The sequence below is a fragment of the Mesorhizobium sp. B2-2-3 genome (assembly GCF_006442405.1).
GTDB lineage: Bacteria > Pseudomonadota > Alphaproteobacteria > Rhizobiales > Rhizobiaceae > Mesorhizobium.
The window spans coordinates 20,864-39,358 of sequence record NZ_VFWC01000011.1 but is presented as its reverse complement, the minus strand read 5'-3'; the positions used below and the strand labels follow the sequence as shown (position 1 = coordinate 39,358).

Annotated in this window: 18 protein-coding genes; 10 read left to right on the top strand and 8 right to left on the bottom strand. The window is 63.4% G+C overall.

Annotated elements, in window-relative coordinates; genetic code table 11:
• Positions 1-53: 53 nt before the first annotated feature.
• Positions 54-1,838 (top strand): single-stranded-DNA-specific exonuclease RecJ, encoded by a 1,785-nt coding sequence (gene recJ, locus FJ951_RS20430; protein ID WP_140517061.1) that lies wholly within the window; start codon positions 54-56, stop codon positions 1,836-1,838.
• Positions 1,839-1,849: 11 nt separating this feature from the next.
• Here the strand turns inward: recJ and FJ951_RS20425 are convergent, their stop codons facing one another.
• The 3 genes from FJ951_RS20425 to folE form a co-directional block, all read right to left on the bottom strand.
• Complete coding sequence (locus FJ951_RS20425) at positions 1,850-2,821, bottom strand: patatin family protein (RefSeq protein WP_140517059.1); 972 nt, start codon at positions 2,819-2,821, stop codon at positions 1,850-1,852.
• 97 nt (positions 2,822-2,918) lie between these two features.
• Positions 2,919-3,377, bottom strand: a complete 459-nt coding sequence (hisI, locus tag FJ951_RS20420) for a phosphoribosyl-AMP cyclohydrolase (RefSeq protein WP_140517282.1) — start codon at positions 3,375-3,377, stop codon at positions 2,919-2,921.
• A gap of 89 nt (positions 3,378-3,466) precedes the next feature.
• Positions 3,467-4,102, bottom strand: coding sequence for a GTP cyclohydrolase I FolE (folE, locus tag FJ951_RS20415; protein ID WP_140517057.1), 636 nt, complete (start codon positions 4,100-4,102; stop codon positions 3,467-3,469).
• A gap of 242 nt (positions 4,103-4,344) precedes the next feature.
• Between folE and FJ951_RS20410 the strand changes: the two genes are divergently transcribed.
• Entirely contained in the window at positions 4,345-4,791 is a 447-nt protein-coding gene (locus FJ951_RS20410; RefSeq protein ID WP_140495827.1) for an iron-sulfur cluster assembly scaffold protein, read from the top strand.
• 16 nt (positions 4,792-4,807) lie between these two features.
• On the opposite strand, the gene FJ951_RS20405 is transcribed toward FJ951_RS20410, so the two are convergent.
• Positions 4,808-5,713: a LysR substrate-binding domain-containing protein gene (locus FJ951_RS20405; protein WP_140517055.1), complete on the bottom strand. Its 906-nt coding sequence runs from the start codon at positions 5,711-5,713 to the stop codon at positions 4,808-4,810.
• Between the two features lie 326 nt (positions 5,714-6,039).
• Here FJ951_RS20405 and yidD point away from each other — a divergent pair, with 326 nt between their 5' ends.
• The 4 genes from yidD to FJ951_RS20385 all read left to right on the top strand — a co-directional run bounded on the left by yidD (position 6,040) and on the right by FJ951_RS20385 (position 10,557).
• Positions 6,040-6,414 carry a membrane protein insertion efficiency factor YidD gene (gene yidD / locus FJ951_RS20400; protein WP_140495829.1) on the top strand — a complete coding sequence of 125 codons (375 nt, stop codon included), beginning with the start codon at positions 6,040-6,042 and terminating at the stop codon, positions 6,412-6,414.
• A 143-nt stretch (positions 6,415-6,557) separates the two neighbouring features.
• A complete protein-coding gene (gene blaOXA / locus FJ951_RS20395; protein WP_140517053.1) occupies positions 6,558-7,376 on the top strand; it encodes a class D beta-lactamase in 819 nt (272 codons plus the stop codon).
• A gap of 147 nt (positions 7,377-7,523) precedes the next feature.
• Positions 7,524-9,500, top strand: coding sequence for a threonine--tRNA ligase (gene thrS / locus FJ951_RS20390; protein WP_140517051.1), 1,977 nt, complete (start codon positions 7,524-7,526; stop codon positions 9,498-9,500).
• 118 nt (positions 9,501-9,618) lie between these two features.
• Positions 9,619-10,557: a GNAT family N-acetyltransferase gene (locus FJ951_RS20385; protein WP_140517049.1), complete on the top strand. Its 939-nt coding sequence runs from the start codon at positions 9,619-9,621 to the stop codon at positions 10,555-10,557.
• Between the two features lie 53 nt (positions 10,558-10,610).
• Here FJ951_RS20385 and FJ951_RS20380 read toward each other — a convergent pair whose 3' ends face one another.
• Positions 10,611-11,573: a hypothetical protein gene (locus FJ951_RS20380; RefSeq protein ID WP_140517047.1), complete on the bottom strand. Its 963-nt coding sequence runs from the start codon at positions 11,571-11,573 to the stop codon at positions 10,611-10,613.
• Positions 11,574-11,727: 154 nt separating this feature from the next.
• Here FJ951_RS20380 and FJ951_RS20375 point away from each other — a divergent pair, with 154 nt between their 5' ends.
• The 3 genes from FJ951_RS20375 (at position 11,728) to FJ951_RS20365 (ending at position 13,798) form a co-directional block, all read left to right on the top strand.
• The gene (locus FJ951_RS20375) at positions 11,728-12,312 is read left to right on the top strand and encodes a nitroreductase (RefSeq protein ID WP_140495834.1); all 585 of its coding nucleotides are present in this window, start codon (positions 11,728-11,730) and stop codon (positions 12,310-12,312) included.
• Positions 12,313-12,921, top strand: a complete 609-nt coding sequence (locus tag FJ951_RS20370; protein WP_140495835.1) for a flavin reductase family protein — start codon at positions 12,313-12,315, stop codon at positions 12,919-12,921.
• Between the two features lie 202 nt (positions 12,922-13,123).
• Positions 13,124-13,798 (top strand): isoprenylcysteine carboxylmethyltransferase family protein, encoded by a 675-nt coding sequence (locus FJ951_RS20365; protein WP_140495836.1) that lies wholly within the window; start codon positions 13,124-13,126, stop codon positions 13,796-13,798.
• Positions 13,799-13,801: 3 nt separating this feature from the next.
• Here FJ951_RS20365 and FJ951_RS20360 read toward each other — a convergent pair whose 3' ends face one another.
• Together FJ951_RS20360 and FJ951_RS20355 are read right to left on the bottom strand one after the other, a co-directional pair.
• On the bottom strand, positions 13,802-14,683 hold the full coding sequence (locus FJ951_RS20360) for a CoA ester lyase (RefSeq protein WP_140517045.1): 882 nt from the start codon (positions 14,681-14,683) through the stop codon (positions 13,802-13,804).
• Entirely contained in the window at positions 14,683-15,135 is a 453-nt protein-coding gene (locus FJ951_RS20355; protein ID WP_140517043.1) for a MaoC family dehydratase, read from the bottom strand. The genes FJ951_RS20360 and FJ951_RS20355 overlap by 1 nt, the downstream gene beginning before the upstream one ends.
• Positions 15,136-15,286: 151 nt before the next feature.
• On the opposite strand from FJ951_RS20355, the gene FJ951_RS20350 reads away from it, so the two are divergent.
• The gene (locus tag FJ951_RS20350) at positions 15,287-16,411 is read left to right on the top strand and encodes a DUF2336 domain-containing protein (RefSeq protein ID WP_140517041.1); all 1,125 of its coding nucleotides are present in this window, start codon (positions 15,287-15,289) and stop codon (positions 16,409-16,411) included.
• A 1-nt stretch (position 16,412) separates the two neighbouring features.
• Here FJ951_RS20350 and FJ951_RS20345 read toward each other — a convergent pair whose 3' ends face one another.
• Complete coding sequence (locus FJ951_RS20345; protein ID WP_140517039.1) at positions 16,413-18,479, bottom strand: FUSC family protein; 2,067 nt, start codon at positions 18,477-18,479, stop codon at positions 16,413-16,415.
• Positions 18,480-18,495: the final 16 nt, after the last annotated feature.

Below are 18,495 nucleotides of genomic sequence, written 5' to 3'. Positions count from 1 at the left end.
CTGACTGGCCGTCGCATATTGTGGGCAATGATCATCCGCAAACGTCGCCTCGCATGACGGGCGAGAGACGCCTTTTTCTCGATGTCCGACAGTCGGCCACCGGTGTTTCCTGGGAACATCGGCTGACCGAGCGGCAGGACATGGTCGCGCTTGCCATCGCACAGGGGCACGGCGTGCCCGATATCGTCGCGCGCGTGCTTGCCGGACGTGGCGTGACGGCGGAACAGGCGGAGCGCTTTCTCGACCCGACGATCCGCGACCTGCTGCCGGACCCGGCTTCGCTGACCGACATGGACAAGGCGGCCATTCGAATAGCCGCCGCGGTGATGGCCCGGGAGAAGGTGGCGATCTTCGGCGACTACGATGTCGATGGCGCCGCCTCGTCGGCCTTGCTCAAACGCTTCCTCGCGCATTTCTCGATATCGTCGGAAATCTACATTCCCGATCGTATCTTCGAGGGTTACGGTCCCAATCCCGAAGCCATGCGCGAGCTCGTCTCGCGCGGCGCGACGCTGATCGTCACCGTCGATTGCGGCACCAACAGCGCGGCTTCCATCGACGCGGCCAATGCCGCCGGTGCCGATGTCGTGGTGCTCGACCATCACCAGGTCGGCGGCGCCTTGCCGGCGGCACACGCGGTGGTCAACCCCAACCGCGACGACGACCTTTCCGGGCAGGGCCATCTCTGCGCCGCCGGAGTGGTTTTTCTCGCGCTGGTGCAGACGGCCAAGGTCCTGCGCGGCCGGCTGGCCGACGCCACGCCGCCGGACCTGCTCTCGCTGCTCGATCTCGTGGCGCTGGCCACGGTCTGCGATGTGGTGCCGCTCACCGGCGTCAACCGTGCCTTCGTCGTCAAGGGCTTGCAAGTGGCGCGCCAGCAGAAGAACGAGGGAATGTCTGCGCTGGCGCGGGTCTCGCGCGTTGGCGAGCCGCTCAGCACCTTCCATCTGGCCTACCTGATCGGACCGCGCATAAACGCCGGCGGGCGCATCGGCGACGCCGCCCTCGGCAGCCGGCTGCTTGCGACCGACGATCCGGTCGAGGCCCGCACCATCGCCGAGACGCTCGATCGGCTCAACCAGGAGCGGCAGCTGATGGAACACGAGATGCTGGCCGCGGCGCGTGCCGAGGCCGATGCCGAGCTTGCCGGCGGCAGCGGGCCGGCCATCGTCGTTACCGCTAGCACCAACTGGCATCCCGGCATCGTCGGCCTGCTTGCCTCCAGGCTCAAGGACCATGCCCGACGGCCGGCCTTCGCCATCGCCTTCAACGCCACCGGCACCGGCACCGGTTCAGGTCGCTCGGTGTCGGGCTTCGATCTCGGCCGGCTGGTGCGCGAAGCCGCAGATGCCGGGCTGATCGTCAAGGGCGGCGGCCATGGCATGGCAGCCGGCATTACCGTCGAGCGCACGCGGCTCGGCGAGCTCAGGGCATTTTTCGAGGAGCGCGCAGCAGCCGACGTGTTCCGATTGCAAGACGAGGAAAGCCTGGCGATCGACGGCGCGCTTGCCGCCGAGGGTGCGACGCTGGCCTTGCTGGATGCGCTGGAAAAGGCCGGCCCGTTCGGTGCAGGGCATGTCGCGCCTGTTTTCGCGCTGCCTCGCCATCGGCTGGCCGACGCCCGGCTGGTCGGCACCAACCACATCCGCGCCGACCTCCAGTCGGGCAGTGGCGGTCGCATCCAGGCGATCGCCTTTCGTGCCGTCGACACCGTGCTCGGCGACTTCCTGTTCAAGAACCGCGGTAAGACGATCCACGTCGCCGGCTCATTGTCGGGCAATTACTGGAACGGCAATCGCAGCGTGCAGTTCCGCATCGTCGACGCGGCACGCGCCTGATGCGTCTTTGATCAGGCGAGAACCGTCTGAAGCCGGGTCAGTTCGCCGATCTGTGCCATCGTTGCCCTATAGCCGATCTGGATCGCCTCATCGGCGCGGTGGAATTCGGTCAGACCGATGTGGCTGAGCTTGGGCTGCAGCGACATGTCCGGCGGATCGCCGGCAAGCCTGGCGCGCGAGATTCGGTCTTGGATGATGTTGAAGGCCTCGACCATGACGCCGGTGATGCCAAGCCGCGTCTGATGCGCCCGGTGCTCCGGGTCGAATTGGCCACTGCGCGGTGCATCGTTCTCGACGACCAGTTCGCCGGCGCTATGCTTGATGACGGCGGCACGGCCGAACAGGTCGTAATGAAGGTTGACCGCGACAACCAGCGGCTGCTCATAGGCACGGCAGACCGACACCGGCACCGGATTGACCAAAGCTCCGTCGACCAGCACGCGACCATTGCAAGTCACCGGCTCGAACACGCCGGGCAAGGCATAGGAAGCGCGCATGGCTGTTATCAGCGAACCGTTCGACAGCCAAATCTCATGGCCGGTGCGGATTTCGGAAGCGACCGCGACGAACGGCTTGGACAAATCCTCAAAGCGAATGCCGGCCACATGCTCACGCAGGCGAGCATCCAGCTTCATGCCGCCGAACAGACCGCTGCCGCGCAGGTTTAGATCGAGCAGGCCGAAGATGCGCCGCCTGGTTAGGCTGCGGGCGAACTCTTCCAACTCGTCCAGTTTTCCGGCGAGGTAACAGCCGCCGACCAGCGCGCCGATCGAGGTGCCGGCAATCATCGAAACCTCGATGCCGGCTTCATCGAGCGCGCGCAGCACGCCGATATGCGCCCAGCCTCTTGCGCAACCGCCGCCCAGTGCAAGCGAGATGCCAGTTTTCTTTGGTGATGTTGTTTCGGACGCGCCGCCGGACGAAGCGGGACCATTCGCCTCTCGTACGTCCGCTCTGTTACGCAATGACGCCCACTCGAGCATCATGATCTCCCTTGTCCCACAGCTAATATATAGGCGGGCCGTATCGAAATGGTGAATCTATGTGGTTGGCTGCGGGCAAAAGGTTCAAGCTGGTCATTCACGGGAGCTTCCGATACGTTTTTTCCGCATCGAACAAGGGCTCGCTGCCATCGTCGGCAAGCATCGCCTTGCCGTCGATCAGCCCCACCGTCCGATAGAAGCAGGAACGCCGGCCTGTGTGACAAGTTGCGTCGTGGCCTAGCACTTTGACGCGCAACCATATGGCGTCCTGGTCACAATCCGTGAGCACCTCGATGACATGCTGGAGATTGCCTGACGTTTCGCCCTTCTTCCACAGCGCATTGCGCGAACGCGACCAGTAGTGGGCGATACCTGTTTCAAGCGTCAACGCCAGAGCCTGCGCATTCATGTGCGCGACCATCAAAAGCACGCCGTCTGCCGCATCGGTGACGACGACGGTGACCAGGCCGGCGGCATCGAAGCGCGGTGAAAACACCGCGCCTTCTTCCAGCGCTTTCTTGTCTGAGGGAGCCTTCGGAAATTCCAGTGCCGACATCGCCGGGCTATCTTCCTGTTTGACCATAATTATCCGAAAACCGGTAGCCACTTTCGGAATCATGGTTCGGCGATGCCGGGCGAGGCGGCTTACACCCCACCGCCACGCACCATGGTGACGAAACGAACCTGTTCTTCGGGAGTATCCTTGAACACGCCGGTGAAGGTCGAGGTCAGCGTGGTGGAGCCCTGCTTGCGGATGCCGCGCATGGCCATGCACATGTGCTCGGCCTCGATCATCACGGCAACGCCGCGCGGATTGAGCACATCCTGAATGACGCCGGCGATCTGCGCGGTCATGGCTTCCTGGGTCTGCAGGCGATGGGCGAAGATATCGACCACGCGCGCGATCTTGGACAGGCCGACGACCTTGCCGTCCGGCAGATAGCCGACATGGGCTTTGCCGATGATCGGCACCATGTGATGTTCGCAATGCGAATGGAACTGGATGTCCTTGACGATGACAAGGTCGTCGTAACCAGCCACTTCCTCGAAGGTGCGGCCAAGCTCTTCGGCCGGGCACATGTCATAGCCGCCGAACATTTCCCGATAGGCCTTGGCCACCCGCTTGGGCGTGTCGACCAGCCCTTCGCGATCGGGGTTGTCGCCGGTCCAGCGCAAAAGCGTGCGTACCGCAGCCTCGACCTCGGCCTCGCTCGGCCGGTCGGTGACGGGCTTTTCCATGTAGGCCGACTGGGGCATGAACTTCTTGATAACGGCATCCATAAAGGCGTCTCCCGTAGTCCCTCTCTCAGGAGGAACGAGTTGAACGGACCACGACCTTTCGGCGTCGGAAACTCGCCCGGTTTCCAGCCCCGTAAGCGGCGTGAGCAAACTGCGGCAAAGACGTGGGCTTTTCGTCGCCTTGTCGATACCGGACTGCCACCATTATATATGGTCATGACGAGCGAAAGAAAGACGCGTCAGCGGCAAACGCTGTTCGCTTGGCGGCGACGGACTGGAAAATAATGATCAACGACGTCTACAATGCGAAAATTCTCGGTTTTGCCGGAAATATCACACGGATTGGCCGGCTCGATCATCCCGATGCCAGCGCGAGGGCACATTCCAAATTGTGCGGCTCTACCGTTACCGTCGATCTCAACATGGCGGACGGCGTGGTTACCGATTTCGCACATGACGTGAAGGCCTGCGCGCTCGGCCAGGCCTCGTCCTCCATCATGGCGCAGCATGTGGTTGGCGCTACGGCCGACGAATTGCGCGCGGTGCGCGAGACCATGCTGAAAATGCTGAAAGAGAACGGAGCGCCGCCGGAAGGCCGCTTCGCCGATCTCAAATATCTGGAACCGGTGCGCGACTACAAGGCGCGCCATGCCTCGACCATGTTGACCTTCGACGCGGTGGTCGACGCGATCGGTCAGATCGAGAAGAAGCGCGCCGAAGAAGCCGCCTGATAGCCCATTTGGCGGCCTATTGGAGCCGTCTGCTTTCGGCGAATTCGCTTCTCACCCAGTCGGCGAACGCGGCGGCTGGCTCGGGGAGATCGCGCAGGCTTCTGGCCACCAGCCAATAGGCGCCGGACGCGACGTCGATGTCGAATGGCTTGACCAGCGTGCCGGAGGCGAGCTCTTCACCGATCTGCAGAAGATCGCCCAGCGCCACCCCGTGTCCGAGCAGAGCGGCCTGCTTCGAAAGCGACGCATCCGCCAGCATAGGACCGCGCGCGAGCACCGCGTCGGCAGGCACACCGGCCGCCTCGAACCAGCGCGCCCAACCCTGTCGGTTTTCCTCATGCAACAGCGTATAGCGGCCAAGGTCGGCCGGCTTGTCGAGGGGAGGCCCCGCGGCAAGCAGCGCCGGCGACAGAACCGGTGAATCGACCGTCGAGGCAAGCTGCTCGGCCTCGCTGCGCGGCCACGAGGCAGCATGCGCACTGAAGCGTAACGCAAGTTCAGGCTGGTCGCCGCGAAACTCAATCAGCCTTGGATCGACTTCGAGCGCAACGTCGATGTCGGGCCGCAATTGGCGAAAACGGTTGAGCCGCGGCACCAGCCATACCGATGCCAGAGACGGCTCGACGCTGACGCGAACCACTGTCTGCGCGGGAGCCGCCACCAACTCGGAAAGCAGGGCGTCGATGGCGTCGAAACTCCTGACCAGCTGACTGAGCAGCCGGCGGCCCGCATCGGTCAGTTCGACGCGGCGATGGTGACGTTCGAACAGGGGCCGGCGCAGAAAGATCTCGAGCTCGCGGATCTGCCGGCTGATCGCTGCCTGCGAGACGAAAAGCTCCTCGGCCGCCCTGCTGAAACTCAGGTGCCGCCCGGCTGCTTCAAAGCTCCTCAAGGCCGTCAGCGGCAGTCGCCCACGCTTCATTCGCATAACCCAGGATTATCCGAAGTGGAAATTATACTCGTTTGAAGGCGAAGGCCAGCGGCGGTCTACTCGTCGTCAAGGAGATACGGCCATGGTCCAGTTGCTAGAGATTTTTGGCGATGTGATGCGGATTGCAACCTATCAGTGGCGTGACGAAAGGACCCGTCGGAAGCACCACGAAGAGCAGTCTAGCCCCCGCCGATGGGCACTGCCGGCTGATCGGCAGCCACTTCGCCGCTTCCGCCCGTGAAAGCTCAGCAAGCAGGGGCGGGATTGCGTTCTCCCGATGAAGCCCACATCTATCGTGTGGAAAGACGGAGATCGCAGTGGGCGACCAGCATGGGCATACACATACAGCCGGGCCGCCGCGGCAAGGCCGCAACTGGTCCGGCCCGTGGCGCAAGACCCCCGGCCGGGTGTTGGGCACGTCGCTGGTGCGCCTCTATCAACTGACGCTGTCCAGCTTCATCGGCAATTCCTGCCGTCACCTGCCGACCTGCTCGGAATACGCGCATGAGGCGATCGCCCGCCATGGCCTTTGGGCCGGCGGCTGGATGGGATTTTTCAGGGTTCTGCGCTGCGGACCATTCGGCACCCATGGCGTCGACCTTGTTCCGGAGGTTCTGGCGGATCGGTATGTCTGGTTTACGCCGTGGCGATATTGGCGGATCGGCGGCAACCACGACGAGGCGCGAAGCTGACTGCCGGTCAGTTCTTCAAGGCAACCGTTTACGATCTGGTAGGGTTAACGGCAGCCTGCACAATAACTGCGAATTTGAGACAAAATCGAGACAAGAGACCTCGCTAAGCCGCTCGCCGAACCCCCCTCTGGAGCGAGCATCCAATGCGCAATGTCGACCGTCTTCCCTTCATCCTTGCCGGAGTCCTGTTCCTGCTTGCCTGGCTTCTGGGATTTCCGATGCGCGCGCAGTCGGCGCCGCTCGGGGATGTGCAATGCACGCTGATCGCCGATGCGCAGAGCGGCAAGACGCTTTACCAAAACGGCGTCTGCGATCAGCGGTTCAGCCCGGCCTCGACGTTCAAGGTGCCGCTGTCGCTGATCGGTTACGATGCCGGCATACTAAGCGACGAGCACACGCCGAGCTGGGACTACAAACCTGAATTCAAGGCGGTCAAGCGGGACCACAAGACCGTCGATCCGATGATCTGGGAGCGGGACTCGGTGCTGTGGTATTCACGCGAGATCACCCGCCGGCTTGGACCGGAGAGCTTTGCCGGCTACGTCTCGAAGTTCGGCTATGGCAATGCGGACGTTTCCGGCGATCCCGGCAAGAATGACGGCCTGACTCATTCCTGGGTGAACTCCTCGCTCAAGATCACGCCGGTCGAGCAGGTCGATTTCCTGCGTAAGCTCCTCGCCGGCAAGATACCGGTCTCGGCCAAGGCTCACGACATGACGAAAGCCATCCTACCCAGCTTCAAGGCCGGCGACTGGACCGTCCAGGGCAAGACGGGCAGCACCAGGGGAGGCGAGGGCGGCAAGGACAGGCGTTCACTCGGCTGGTTCGTCGGCTGGGCGCAGAAAAACGGCCGCCAGATCGTGTTTGCCCGGCTCGTCGTCGATACGAAGCGGAGCGATATGCCGAAGGGGCTCGCGACGCGCGCGGCCTTCCTGAAGGACCTGCCGCTGCTGATTAAATAGCCGAGGCTTTACGGCGGCGGCATCTGCCCATAAAAGACTGCCGCCGCCGGACGCCTCCGGCTATCTGGCAGGCCGCAGCCTCGAACGGCTGACGACCTGCATTTCACCACCCGCGCTCGTTTGCGGGACTGGATAGGAGAATACCTGATGCTGAATGCCGTTTCCCTGACATTTCCCGATGGCTCCGTGCGCGACTACGATGCGGCGATGACCGGTGCAGGCCTTGCCGAATCGATCTCCAAGTCGCTGGCCAAGAAGGCCGTGGCCTATGCCATCGACGGTACCGTGCGCGATCTCTCCGATCCGCTCGGCAAGTCCGGCAAGATCGAGATCATCACCCGCGACGATCCGCGCGCGCTGGAACTCATCCGCCATGACGCGGCACATGTGCTGGCGGAGGCCGTGCAGGAGATATGGCCGGGAACGCAGGTGACCATCGGGCCGGTGATCGAGAACGGATTCTACTACGACTTCGCCCGCAACGAGCCGTTCACTCCGGACGACTTCCCGGTGATCGAGAAGAAGATGCGCGAGATCATTGCGCGCAACAAGCCGTTCACGAAGGAAGTCTGGTCGCGCGACAAGGCCAAAAAGGTCTTTGCCGACAAGGGCGAGCGCTACAAGCTGGAACTGATCGACGCCATTCCTGACGATCAGGATCTCAAGATCTACGCGCAAGGCGACTGGTTCGACCTTTGCCGCGGTCCGCATATGGCCTCGACCGGGCAGATCGGCAATGCCTTCAAGCTGATGAAGGTGGCGGGCGCCTATTGGCGCGGAGATTCGAACAACCCGATGCTGACGCGCATCTACGGCACGGCGTGGGCTGATCAGGCGCAGCTCGACGCCTACCAGACAATGCTGGAGGAAGCCGAAAAGCGCGACCACAGGAAGCTCGGCCGCGAGATGGATTTGTTCCATTTCCAGGAAGAGGGGCCCGGTGTCGTCTTCTGGCATGCCAAGGGCTGGAAGATGTTCCAGAACCTGGTCAACTACATGCGCCGCCGCCTCGACGAGCAGGGCTACCAGGAGGTCAACGCACCGCAGGTGCTCGACAAGAGCCTGTGGGAGACGTCGGGCCATTGGGGCTGGTACCGCGACGCCATGTTCAAGGTCACGGTTGCCGGCGACGACACCGATGACGACCGCGTGTTCGCGCTGAAGCCGATGAACTGTCCTGGCCATGTGCAGATATTCAAGCACGGGTTGAAATCCTATCGCGACCTGCCGGTAAAGCTTGCGGAATTCGGCAATGTGCATCGCTATGAGCCGTCGGGCGCGCTACACGGGCTGATGCGCGTGCGCGGTTTCACGCAGGATGACGCGCATATTTTCTGCACCGAGGAGCAACTGGCGTCGGAGTGCCTGCGTATCAACGATCTGATTCTGTCGACCTATGCCGATTTCGGCTTCGACGAAATCAGCGTGAAGCTGTCGACCCGGCCGGACAAGCGCGTCGGCACCGACGAAGCCTGGGATCACGCCGAAGCGATCATGAGCGGCGTGCTGGAGACGATCAGGACGCGATCGGGCAACCGCATCAAGACCTCGATCAATCCTGGCGAGGGCGCCTTCTACGGGCCGAAGTTCGAATATGTGCTGAAGGATGCCATCGGCCGCGAATGGCAATGCGGCACCACGCAGGTCGACTTCAACCTGCCGGAGCGTTTCGGTGCCTTCTACATCGGCTCGGATTCCGAGAAGAAACAGCCTGTCATGGTGCACCGTGCCATCTGCGGCTCGATGGAGCGCTTCCTCGGCATCCTGATCGAGAACTATTCCGGCCATTTCCCGCTGTGGTTCGCGCCGCTGCAGGTAGTGGTGGCGACGATCACTTCGGACGCCGACGGCTATGCGAACGAAGTGGTGGCGAAGCTGAAAGCCGCGGGCTTGTCCGCCGAGGCGGATCTGCGCAACGAGAAGATCAACTATAAGGTCCGTGAGCACAGCCTAGCCAAGGTTCCGGTCATCCTCGTCTGCGGCAAGCGCGAGGCGGAAGAGCAGACGGTCAACATGCGCCGCCTCGGATCGCGCGATCAGGAGTCGCTGGGTCTCGCCCAAGCGGTCGCGCAGCTGACCGAAGAAGCGGTCACGCCCGATCGCCGACGCAAACCTGCGGCCTGACCCGGTAGTATTTCAAGCGGAATGGCGGTGGAGCAGTCCGCCGCCATTTCCATATCGCACCGTCTTCACATCCCTCCATTTTCACATCCCTGTCACGGCAGTCTTGTAACAAGCCCTCATGCTCAAGCTGAAATTGCGTGAAAAACCGTTTCCCGAGCTTTCCTATGCTAATCCCCGACAGCCAGCGCTGACGCGGTGGGTCATCCATTCCATCGAAGGCCTGTCCGGACGCGACCGTTTTGCAGCGCTTTATGATTTTTGGCGCCGCCAGGTGGTCCCGTCCGGCGAGCGCGTGTTCAGCCGCATGCTCGAATTGATCGATGTGCGGGTGCGAACCCCCGACCAATGGCCGCCGCAGACCCTGCCTGACACGCCGCTGGTGATCGTCGCCAATCATCCCTTTGGCATCGGCGACGGGATTGCCGTGCTGTCGCTGGCCGAGCAGCTTGGGCGGCCGTTCCGGGTCATGATCCACAAGGATCTGCTCAAGATCAGCGAGATGGAGCCCTACTCGCTGCCGATCGACTTTTCCGAGACCAAGGACGCTCTGAAGAACAACATGGCGGTGCGTCACGAGGCTGTGCGGCTCTTGAAAGAACGTGTCACCATCGTGGTGTTTCCGGCCGGCGGCGTCGCCACCGCGCCGAAAGGTTTTGGCCAGGCACGCGATCTGCCATGGAAGATGTTTCCGGCCCGTCTCGTGCAGGATGCCAAGGCTTCCGTAGTGCCGATGCATTTCTCCGGCCAGAACGGCAGGCTGTTCCATCTGGTCAGCGGCCCCATGAACATGGCCGAGCGCGACGGGCGCGTGGCGAAGTTCGTCGGCAAGGCATCGCTGACGCTGCGCATTTCGCTGCTTATCCACGAGTTCGCCCGGCTTTCCGGCAAGTCGATCGACGTGCGTGTCGGCGATGTGCTGAACTGGAACGAACTGGAGCCCGTGCGCGACCGCAAGGCGCTGCTCGAGCGCCTCTATAGAGGCGTCTTCGATCTGGCGCCGCCGGTTCCTCGCCGCCGGATTCCATTCCTGCCGGCACGAGCCAAGCTGGCGGCGTAGGTCCATTTCGTGGAGATCCGAAGGGAAAGCGGCTCGAGGCTTTCCGGAATTGACTAATCCGCGCCTTCTTCCGGATCCATCGCGGCTGCTTCCGTCGCGAGAACCTCGATTTCCTGGTTCTGTCCGGCCACGACAGTGAAATCCTTCTGGTAGATCCGGTCGCGGTTCTTGGCGATGATCGTGTAGTCGCCTTCGGCCAGCACCATGGAGGCGAAGGCGCCGACGGTTTCCTTGATCGGATCGCCGGATTCGTTGAGCAGCGACCACGACGTGTCGGCGATCGCTTCGCCGCCCGCTTCACGCACCAGCTTCAAGGTAATCTCGGCGGCGTGATGCTCGACGGTGGCTTCGGTCAGCTTGCCGGCCTCGACGCGGATGTCGGAGCGGATGACGGCATTGACCGCGCCATAGGTCGAGACCACGTGGTAGATGCCGGCATTGAGACGCACGACGCTGTTGGGCTCGACGTCGGGAATGATCAGCGCGCGATCGCCATTGGGTTCGGCATTGCCCTCATAGATCGAAAAGCGCAACTTCTTTGGCGGGATGCGCGCCCCTCCGGAAAGGACGGCGTCGAGCTTCAGGCCGCCGGCATCGAGCACGAGGCTCTCGCGTTTGGCGTCCTTGCCGACAGTGATGCGCTTGGTGGCACCGGCCCGGCCGTAGGAAGCGTGAACCAGATAGCTGCCGGGTTCGAGCTGGAAGACCGCCGTGCCCCCATGGGCGGAAGCCACCATCGGCAATTTGCCGTTGACGGCCTCCGGCTTGAAGACGCGCCAGACGATACCGCGAGTGATATCGCCTCCCTTGTCGGTCAATTGCGCGGACAAGGTGATGGCGCCGCCGCCACCAAGCGCCAGCGATGTCTCGCCTTTCGGCGTCGCGTAGCTCGAAATTCCGGGAAGCTTCAGGTCGCTGACGCCATCCACGTTCTGTGCCACGGCAACGGAAACCGGCGCCATGAGCAGCAGGGTGCAGACCCAGATCAGGAAAAGACGCAAAGCCCCCTCAAACATGCCTTGCGTTGAAGCCCATGGCGGTGGCAATTTCAAGGCTTAAGAGTCCGACGGATACGACTCTCCAGCCTGGCGCGCCCGCGTCGATGCCCGAGCCGCCTCGCATTCCCATGGCGCGCTTCAGCTCAAAATCGAACTTAGGAGACTTGCGCCCATGGCGTCCCCGATCATCGACTTCCTGCTGACCCGCAATTCAGCGCCGATACCGGACTTGAAGGAGCCCGCGCCCGGCGACGCCGAGATCGCCACGATGATCGCCGCGGCCACGCGCGTGCCCGATCATGGCCGGCTCGAGCCCTGGCGCTTCATTCTTTATCGCGGTGATGCCCGCATCGAAATCGGCAGGAAGCTGGCGGCCCTTGCCGAACAGCGGGAGGGACCTTTACCGGATGGCCGCCGCAACCAGGAGCTGGCGCGCTTCTCGCGCGCGCCGCTGGTCATCGGCGTGGTGTCGGTGCCGAAGGAAAATCCAAAAATCCCGCAATGGGAGATGTTCCTGTCCGGCGGCATGGCGGCGATGAACCTGATGATTGCTGCCAACGCACTGGGCTATGGCACCAACATGATCAGCAACTGGTATTCAGACGTGCCGGAAGGCAGGGCGATCCTGGGGCTGGCGCCGCAAGAGCGCGTCATCGGCTTCGTCCATATCGGCTCCTATGGCGGCCCGGCGCCGGAGCGGCCGCGCCCCGATCCGGCAAAGCTTTATGCGGACTATGCCGGGCCCTGGGCGGGGTAAGTGTTCTACGAGCCGTCAAAGGGGCACGGACTGCCGCATGATCCGTCGAAGGCGATCGTGGCGCCGCGCCCGATCGGCTGGATCTCGACCCTTAACGGGGCCGGCGAGATCAACCTCGCGCCCTATTCCTTCTTCAATGCCGTTTCGACAAGGCCCTTCATCGTCTGGTTTTCCTCCGAGGGCGAGAAGGACAGTGCCTCCTTCGCTGAGGAGACCGGCGAGTTCGTCGCCAATCTGGTCGGCCGCGATCTCGCCGAGAAGATGAACCGGACGTCGGTCGACGCGCCGCGCGGCGTCAACGAGTTCGTTTATGCCGATCTCGCCATGGCGCCGTCGCGTCTTGTCGCGCCGCCGCGCGTGGCGGCCGCACCCGCCGCACTCGAATGCAAGGTGACCGAAGTGTTCCGGCCAAAGGCCCTGGACGGAACGCCGACCAGCGCCGTCGTCGTGGCCGGCGAAGTGATCGGCGTGCATATTGACGATGCCTACCTGAAAGACGGCCTGTTCGATATCAGCAAGGCCGGCAATGTCGCTCGCCTCGGCTACATGGATTATGCCAGCGTCAACGAAGTGTTTTCGATGCGCCGGCCGCGTTGGGGCAAGGATTAGCCCGCAAGGGGGCCCAGTCACTGTGCTTTCCTGAGGGCGAGCCGTCATCACGACGCGCCCTGAGCTTGATGACGCGGCATGACGAAACCTTCTGCACACCAGGACCGTTTCGTCCAGGCGCGGGATGGGCGATAGTCCGCTGAGGGTCGGCGGTAGTCTGTTGCTGGTAAATGCCGACGGCAAATATCATGGAAGGTTGATCATGGTCTCGAGATTGATCCTCCAGACGTTCGTGTGGTTCGGCGCCATGGGCGCGCTGCTTTTCCTGACAGCGGGTACGCTGACCTGGCCGGGAGCCTGGGTATATCTGGCGGTGATGACCGGGCTGAGCCTGACCCTTGGCGTGACGCTGGCCCGGCGCGATCCCGGGCTGATGAACGAACGGCTGAGCTCTCCCATCCAGAAGGACCAGACCGCGGCCGACAAGGTTCTGTTGAGCATACTCCTGCTCGGCATATTTGCCTGGCTGGCCTTCATGGGTTTCGACTACCGCTTCGGCTGGTCCGTCGTTCCGGTCTGGGTACAGGCGATCGGTGCGCTGGTTCTGCTGGTCGGACTATGGATCAGCTATCTGACGATGCTGGAGAATAGCTTCGCGGCGCCCGTCGTGAAGATCCAGGCGGAGCGCGGACAGCAAGTGATCACAACGGGTCCCTATAGCTATGTGCGCCATCCCATGTATGCCGGCGCCATCCTCTTCTTTGCCGGCACGGCTCTCCTGCTCGGCTCCTGGTGGGGGCTGGCACTGGTCGTCGTGTTCATCGTTCTCTTGGCCATCCGCACATTCATCGAGGAAAAAACGCTTCGCACCGGCCTGCGCGGCTATGACGACTATGCGGCCCATGTCCGCTACCGCCTGATCCCGTTGGTCTGGTAGCGGTCAGGCGGAGATTCCGGCTGCCCGGGCGCGTGCCAGAAGCCGCTCGGCCAGCCGCAGATGCGGCCGGTCATACATCTTGCCGTCGATGCCGACGACGCCGGGATTTCCCGCCGCCTGGAATGCCGCGACAATTGCCGCCGACTGTTGCACCGCTTCCACCGAGGGCGTGAAGGCGGCGTTTATGACCGGCACCTGATCAGGGTGGATCGCCATCTTGCCGGTGAAGCCGTCACGTTCGGCCTCCCTGCATTCGGCCTCGAAGGCCGCCATATCGCGGAAATTCGGGAAGACGGTGTCGATCGCCGCGACTTTCGCCGCGCCGGCGGCGAGAATGGTCATGGCGCGAGCGAAGCGGAATATTTCGGTGTAACGGCCATGTTGGTCGCGGGTGGTGCGCGCGCCGATCGCCGCCGACAGGTCTTCCGCGCCCCAGGTCAGCCCGGCAAGTCGCGCGCTTGCCCCGGCGTAGCTCGCCGCCGCCAGCACGGCCGCCGGTGTTTCGGTAATGATCGGCAGGATTTTTGTCGCGCCGTCGGCCAGGCCGTTCTCCGCTTCGCGCAGCCTGAGCTTTGCCGAGAGGTGCTGGACATCCTGGCCGCCAGCCGATTTGGGCAGCATGACGCCGTCGGGTTTTGCCGGGATAAGCGCTGCAAGATCGTCGTCCGTCAATCCCGTCGAAAGGTCGTTGACTCTGACGTAGATTGCCGACCTTGTTTTCGCCCTGTGGCTGGCGATGAAGCGCGCCGCGGTCATTCGCGCCGATGCCTTGTTTTGGGGCGCCACCGAATCCTCGAGGTCGACAATGACCACATCGGCGCCGGCGCCAAAGCCCTTCTCCAGCTTTCTCTCGGAATCGCCGGGAACGAACAGCAGCGAACGCATCAGGCTATCTTCTTCAGCATCATGGCGTGTCTCGTGCATTTGGCGACGAGGTCGCCGTTCTGGTTATAGGCCCGATGTTCGAACTCGACGATGCCGCGATCGGGCTTCGACCTGGATTCGCGCACCGAGACGACAGTGGTCTCGACGCGGATGGTGTCGCCATGGAAGACCGGATGCGGAAACACCGTTTCCTTCATGCCGAGATTGGCGACAGTCGTACCGACGGTGATGTCGTTGACCGAAATGCCGATCATCAGGCCGAGCGTGAACAGCGAGTTGACCAGCGGCTTGCCCCATTCGCTCCTGGCGGCGAAATCGAAGTCGATATGCAGCGGCTGCGGGTTCAGCGTCATCACCGAGAACATCATGTTGTCGCTCTCGGTGACGGTCTTGCGCAGCGTGTGCTGGAAGACATGGCCGACGACGAACTCCTCGAGATAAAGCCCAGCCATTTCATTCTCCTCCGCTGCTGGACGGTTGATAGGCGCTGCATCCAGCGCTCGCAAGCCAGTTAACGAACATGGTGAACGCTTCATAAACCAATTCGGCCTAACGTCCGGCACGGGGTCGGAAACCTTCCGGCAAGGGGCGTAAGCAGGCGGTATGGTTGTTGTCTCGCATTTCCTGAAATGGATCTACACGGCCAGGGTATCGGAGCGCGCCGCGGCGGCAAGCGCGCTCGCCCGCGCCTATGTCGACGCGGAATTGCCGTTCGAGGATCGCTGCGCCGCCGAGGCGGCGCTGACCTTGCTGCTCGACGACGCATCGTCGAAGGTACGGCTGGCGATGGCCGAGGCGCTGTCCATGAGCCATCACGCACCGCCCCAGATCATCAGCGCGCTTGCTTCCGACCAGCCGGAAGTCGCCGGCGTCGTGCTGACGCGATCGCCACTGCTTACCGACGCAGACCTGATCAATCGCGTGGCTTCAGGTCCGAAGGCGACGCAAAAACTGATCGCCGATCGGCCATTGGTCTCGATGGCGCTGTCGGCGGCTATCGCAGAGATCGGCGAGGCGGAGGCCTGCGCCGTGCTTTTGGCCAACAGCGGCGCCGATATCGCTTCGTTGAGTTTCCGCCGCATGGCCGAGCGCCACGGCCATCTGCCGCTGGTGCGCGAGGCGCTTATATCGGATGCACGCCTGCCTGCCGACTGCCGGCATATGCTGCTCGTCAAGCTCGGTGAGATGCTCAAGACCTCGCCGCTGGTCATGGCCTTGATGGGAGCCGCCCGGGCCGACCGCGTCATGCGCGACGCCTGCGTCAAGGCCTGCGTGACGCTGATCGAGGGCACGCGCCAGGAAGAACATGCAGCACTGATCGAGCATCTCAGGCTACGCGGCGATCTCACCGCGAGCTTCCTCATTCGCACCATCGCGCATGGCAAGGTCGACTTCTTCGGCTCGGCGCTGGTCGCGCTCAGCCAGCAGTCCGCCCAAAGAGTGAGGGCGCTGCTGGCCGGCGGACACGACGTGGCCTTGCAGGCGCTGTTCCGCAGTGCCGGCCTGGCTGCCGCCACGCACGCGGTCATCTTGCGCGCGCTGAAAATCTGGCGAGAGGTCGCCAACGGCAAGCGCGTCGCCGGCGTGCAGGAAGTCAGCTGGCTGATGCTGAAGGAATTGGGCGGACAGTCCGCGGAAGGCGATCTCGCCGCGCTGATCAAGTCGATCCATCTCGCTGCGTTGCGTGAAAATGCGCGCGGCCATGCGCTGGCGATCGCAGCCGCTTAACTTAGCCTTTATCCCTGGCAAAAAAATCCGGAAAATCCTCCATCGCCGCCGCGATAATCCGTAGTGACGCCGCGATCTGGAGCATTTCACCAGTGGCGTTTCGCTGGGCGATGCCGGCGGCATACTGCCGGGCGACGGCAATGGTGGATGTCTGCGGATCGCCCGGGGCGCGGAAGAGCAGTTCGCGTGCCAGTCCACGCAGGAAGTTGGCGATCGAAAGCGTCGTCTCGGCCGGAACGGCGTGCGCCTGCTGTGCGCCACGCAGCCGCAGGATCTCCAGACCGACGGTGACGGCGGCGACACTGCCGCCCAGAACCGCTTCACCCTTCCTGCCGCTGGTCTGCACCAGCGGCATCAATTGGTTGATGCGGTCATAGGCGAGGCTCTCGAAGGCCGAACGCCTCGGCACGCGCTCGTGCAGGCAAAGCCGCGCCAGATCCTCGCGCATGGCCCGCACGATGCGGTGCGCCGCGAGCCATGGGTCGGCGGGCAGCACGATGATGAAGACGCCGATTGCCAAAAGGATGCCGACCAGGATCGAGGCCGAGCCGGCGAAGAACGGGCCCGGGTCGTAGGTCATCGCCTGGTGCGGGCTGAGGAAAGCAAGAAAATTGATGGCGAAGGCCGTCGCCACGCCGACATAGCGGGGATTGGCCATGGCGAGCGCCGCCGGCACCAGGATCGGTACGACGAACAGCATGAACCAGCCGAAACCAGGAAAAACGGGAAGCGCGATCTGGCCGACGAGAAAGGCAAAGGGCAGAGCCAACAGCGTTCCCTGGAAGAACCCCCAGGCTACCCGCACCGGATCGGGGCGGGCGGCAAACAAGCTCGACACGACGGCAACCAGAATGACCGTGCCGGCGGCTTCCGACCATCTCGTCGTCAGCCAGAAAGCGGCGACCAGCAGCGTTGCAAGCGCGGCGCGAAGCGCGTTGCGGCTCGCCCCGTGATAATCGCGATGTACCACCAGCGCCGGGGGCCTGCGTTCGCGTGAAGGCCGCGCGACGGGCGCACGCAAGGCATCGAGGCCGCGCAGCGCCTGTTTCAGCGCTTCGGCAAAATCGGCGGCGATGGTGAGCCGGGTGACGGTGCCGACCCTGTCGTCGTCCTGGTCAGCCAAGGCCTCGGGCATTTGCGTCGCTTTGGCGCCGATCGCGTCGAGCCGTGCCAGCCAGGGCGCCGTGTCGTCGAGCGCGCCCGGCGTCGCCGCCATTTCAGTGACGAGGGCTTGCAGCTCCGAGCGCACCGGAATGAGCGCCGCGTTCTTCGGTGCGGCGTGTGAATGCAGCGCGCGGGCCGCGGACAGGGCTGAAAGCAGTTGTCCGATGGTGCGCCGGACCGGATGGGCGCGCGGCGCGAAGCTCGGGGCCTCCAGCCTGGCATAGGCGCGCATCTCGGCGAGCGTCTGGGTGTCAGCGACCAGCTTCCGGTGCAGGCCGGAAAGCATTGCCGTGTCGCCACCGGAAAAGGCGCCGCCGGCATAGGTGGCAAGGTCGAGAATGCTGCGCTTCAGCCGCGAGATGATGGCCTCGCTGGCCAATTTGGGCAGGATCAGCCGACTGGTCAGGCCGGCGCAGACAATGCCGAGTACGATCTCGGCACAGCGCGCGACCGCGAGGTCGACGACGAGATGCGGCTGGCCAAACGCCGGCAAGCCGATGATCATCGCGGTGTAGCCGGCCAGCGCCGCTCCGTAAGCTTCCGGGTTGCGCAGCAGCGACGACACGAAGGTGCAAATGCCGATCCATAGGGCAAGCACCGTCACCAGCACCCAGGGATTCGTGCCGAAGACAGTGGTGATGGCAATTGCGGCAGCACCGCCCGCCAGCGTGCCGAGCAACCGATAAAAGCCTTTCGCCAACACCATGCCGGCGACCGGCTGGGCAACGATGAACACCGTCATCATCGCCCATTGCGGGTGATCGAGCTTGAGGGCGTAGGCGGCCATAAGCGCGATCAGGCCGGCCGAGACCGTGCGCAAGGCGAAGATCCAGTCCGACCGGGTCGGCTGTGTCAACCCGGCAAGAGCCGCTTCGAAATAGTCTTTCAGCCGTTGCCAGCTCACACGCGCGTCTCCGCAA

Bases quoted from the DNA above. Each gene is read 5' to 3' on its own strand.
- recJ (WP_140517061.1), top strand. From the start codon at position 54: ATGACGGGCGAGAGACGCCTTTTTCTCGATGTCCGACAGTCGGCCACC.
- FJ951_RS20425 (WP_140517059.1), bottom strand. From the start codon at position 2,821: ATGCTCGAGTGGGCGTCATTGCGTAACAGAGCGGACGTACGAGAGGCG.
- hisI (WP_140517282.1), bottom strand. From the start codon at position 3,377: ATGTCGGCACTGGAATTTCCGAAGGCTCCCTCAGACAAGAAAGCGCTG.
- folE (WP_140517057.1), bottom strand. From the start codon at position 4,102: ATGGATGCCGTTATCAAGAAGTTCATGCCCCAGTCGGCCTACATGGAA.
- FJ951_RS20410 (WP_140495827.1), top strand. From the start codon at position 4,345: ATGATCAACGACGTCTACAATGCGAAAATTCTCGGTTTTGCCGGAAAT.
- FJ951_RS20405 (WP_140517055.1), bottom strand. From the start codon at position 5,713: ATGAAGCGTGGGCGACTGCCGCTGACGGCCTTGAGGAGCTTTGAAGCA.
- blaOXA (WP_140517053.1), top strand. From the start codon at position 6,558: ATGCGCAATGTCGACCGTCTTCCCTTCATCCTTGCCGGAGTCCTGTTC.
- thrS (WP_140517051.1), top strand. From the start codon at position 7,524: ATGCTGAATGCCGTTTCCCTGACATTTCCCGATGGCTCCGTGCGCGAC.
- FJ951_RS20385 (WP_140517049.1), top strand. From the start codon at position 9,619: ATGCTCAAGCTGAAATTGCGTGAAAAACCGTTTCCCGAGCTTTCCTAT.
- FJ951_RS20380 (WP_140517047.1), bottom strand. From the start codon at position 11,573: ATGTTTGAGGGGGCTTTGCGTCTTTTCCTGATCTGGGTCTGCACCCTG.
- FJ951_RS20375 (WP_140495834.1), top strand. From the start codon at position 11,728: ATGGCGTCCCCGATCATCGACTTCCTGCTGACCCGCAATTCAGCGCCG.
- FJ951_RS20365 (WP_140495836.1), top strand. From the start codon at position 13,124: ATGGTCTCGAGATTGATCCTCCAGACGTTCGTGTGGTTCGGCGCCATG.
- FJ951_RS20360 (WP_140517045.1), bottom strand. From the start codon at position 14,683: ATGCGTTCGCTGCTGTTCGTTCCCGGCGATTCCGAGAGAAAGCTGGAG.
- FJ951_RS20355 (WP_140517043.1), bottom strand. From the start codon at position 15,135: ATGGCTGGGCTTTATCTCGAGGAGTTCGTCGTCGGCCATGTCTTCCAG.
- FJ951_RS20350 (WP_140517041.1), top strand. From the start codon at position 15,287: ATGGTTGTTGTCTCGCATTTCCTGAAATGGATCTACACGGCCAGGGTA.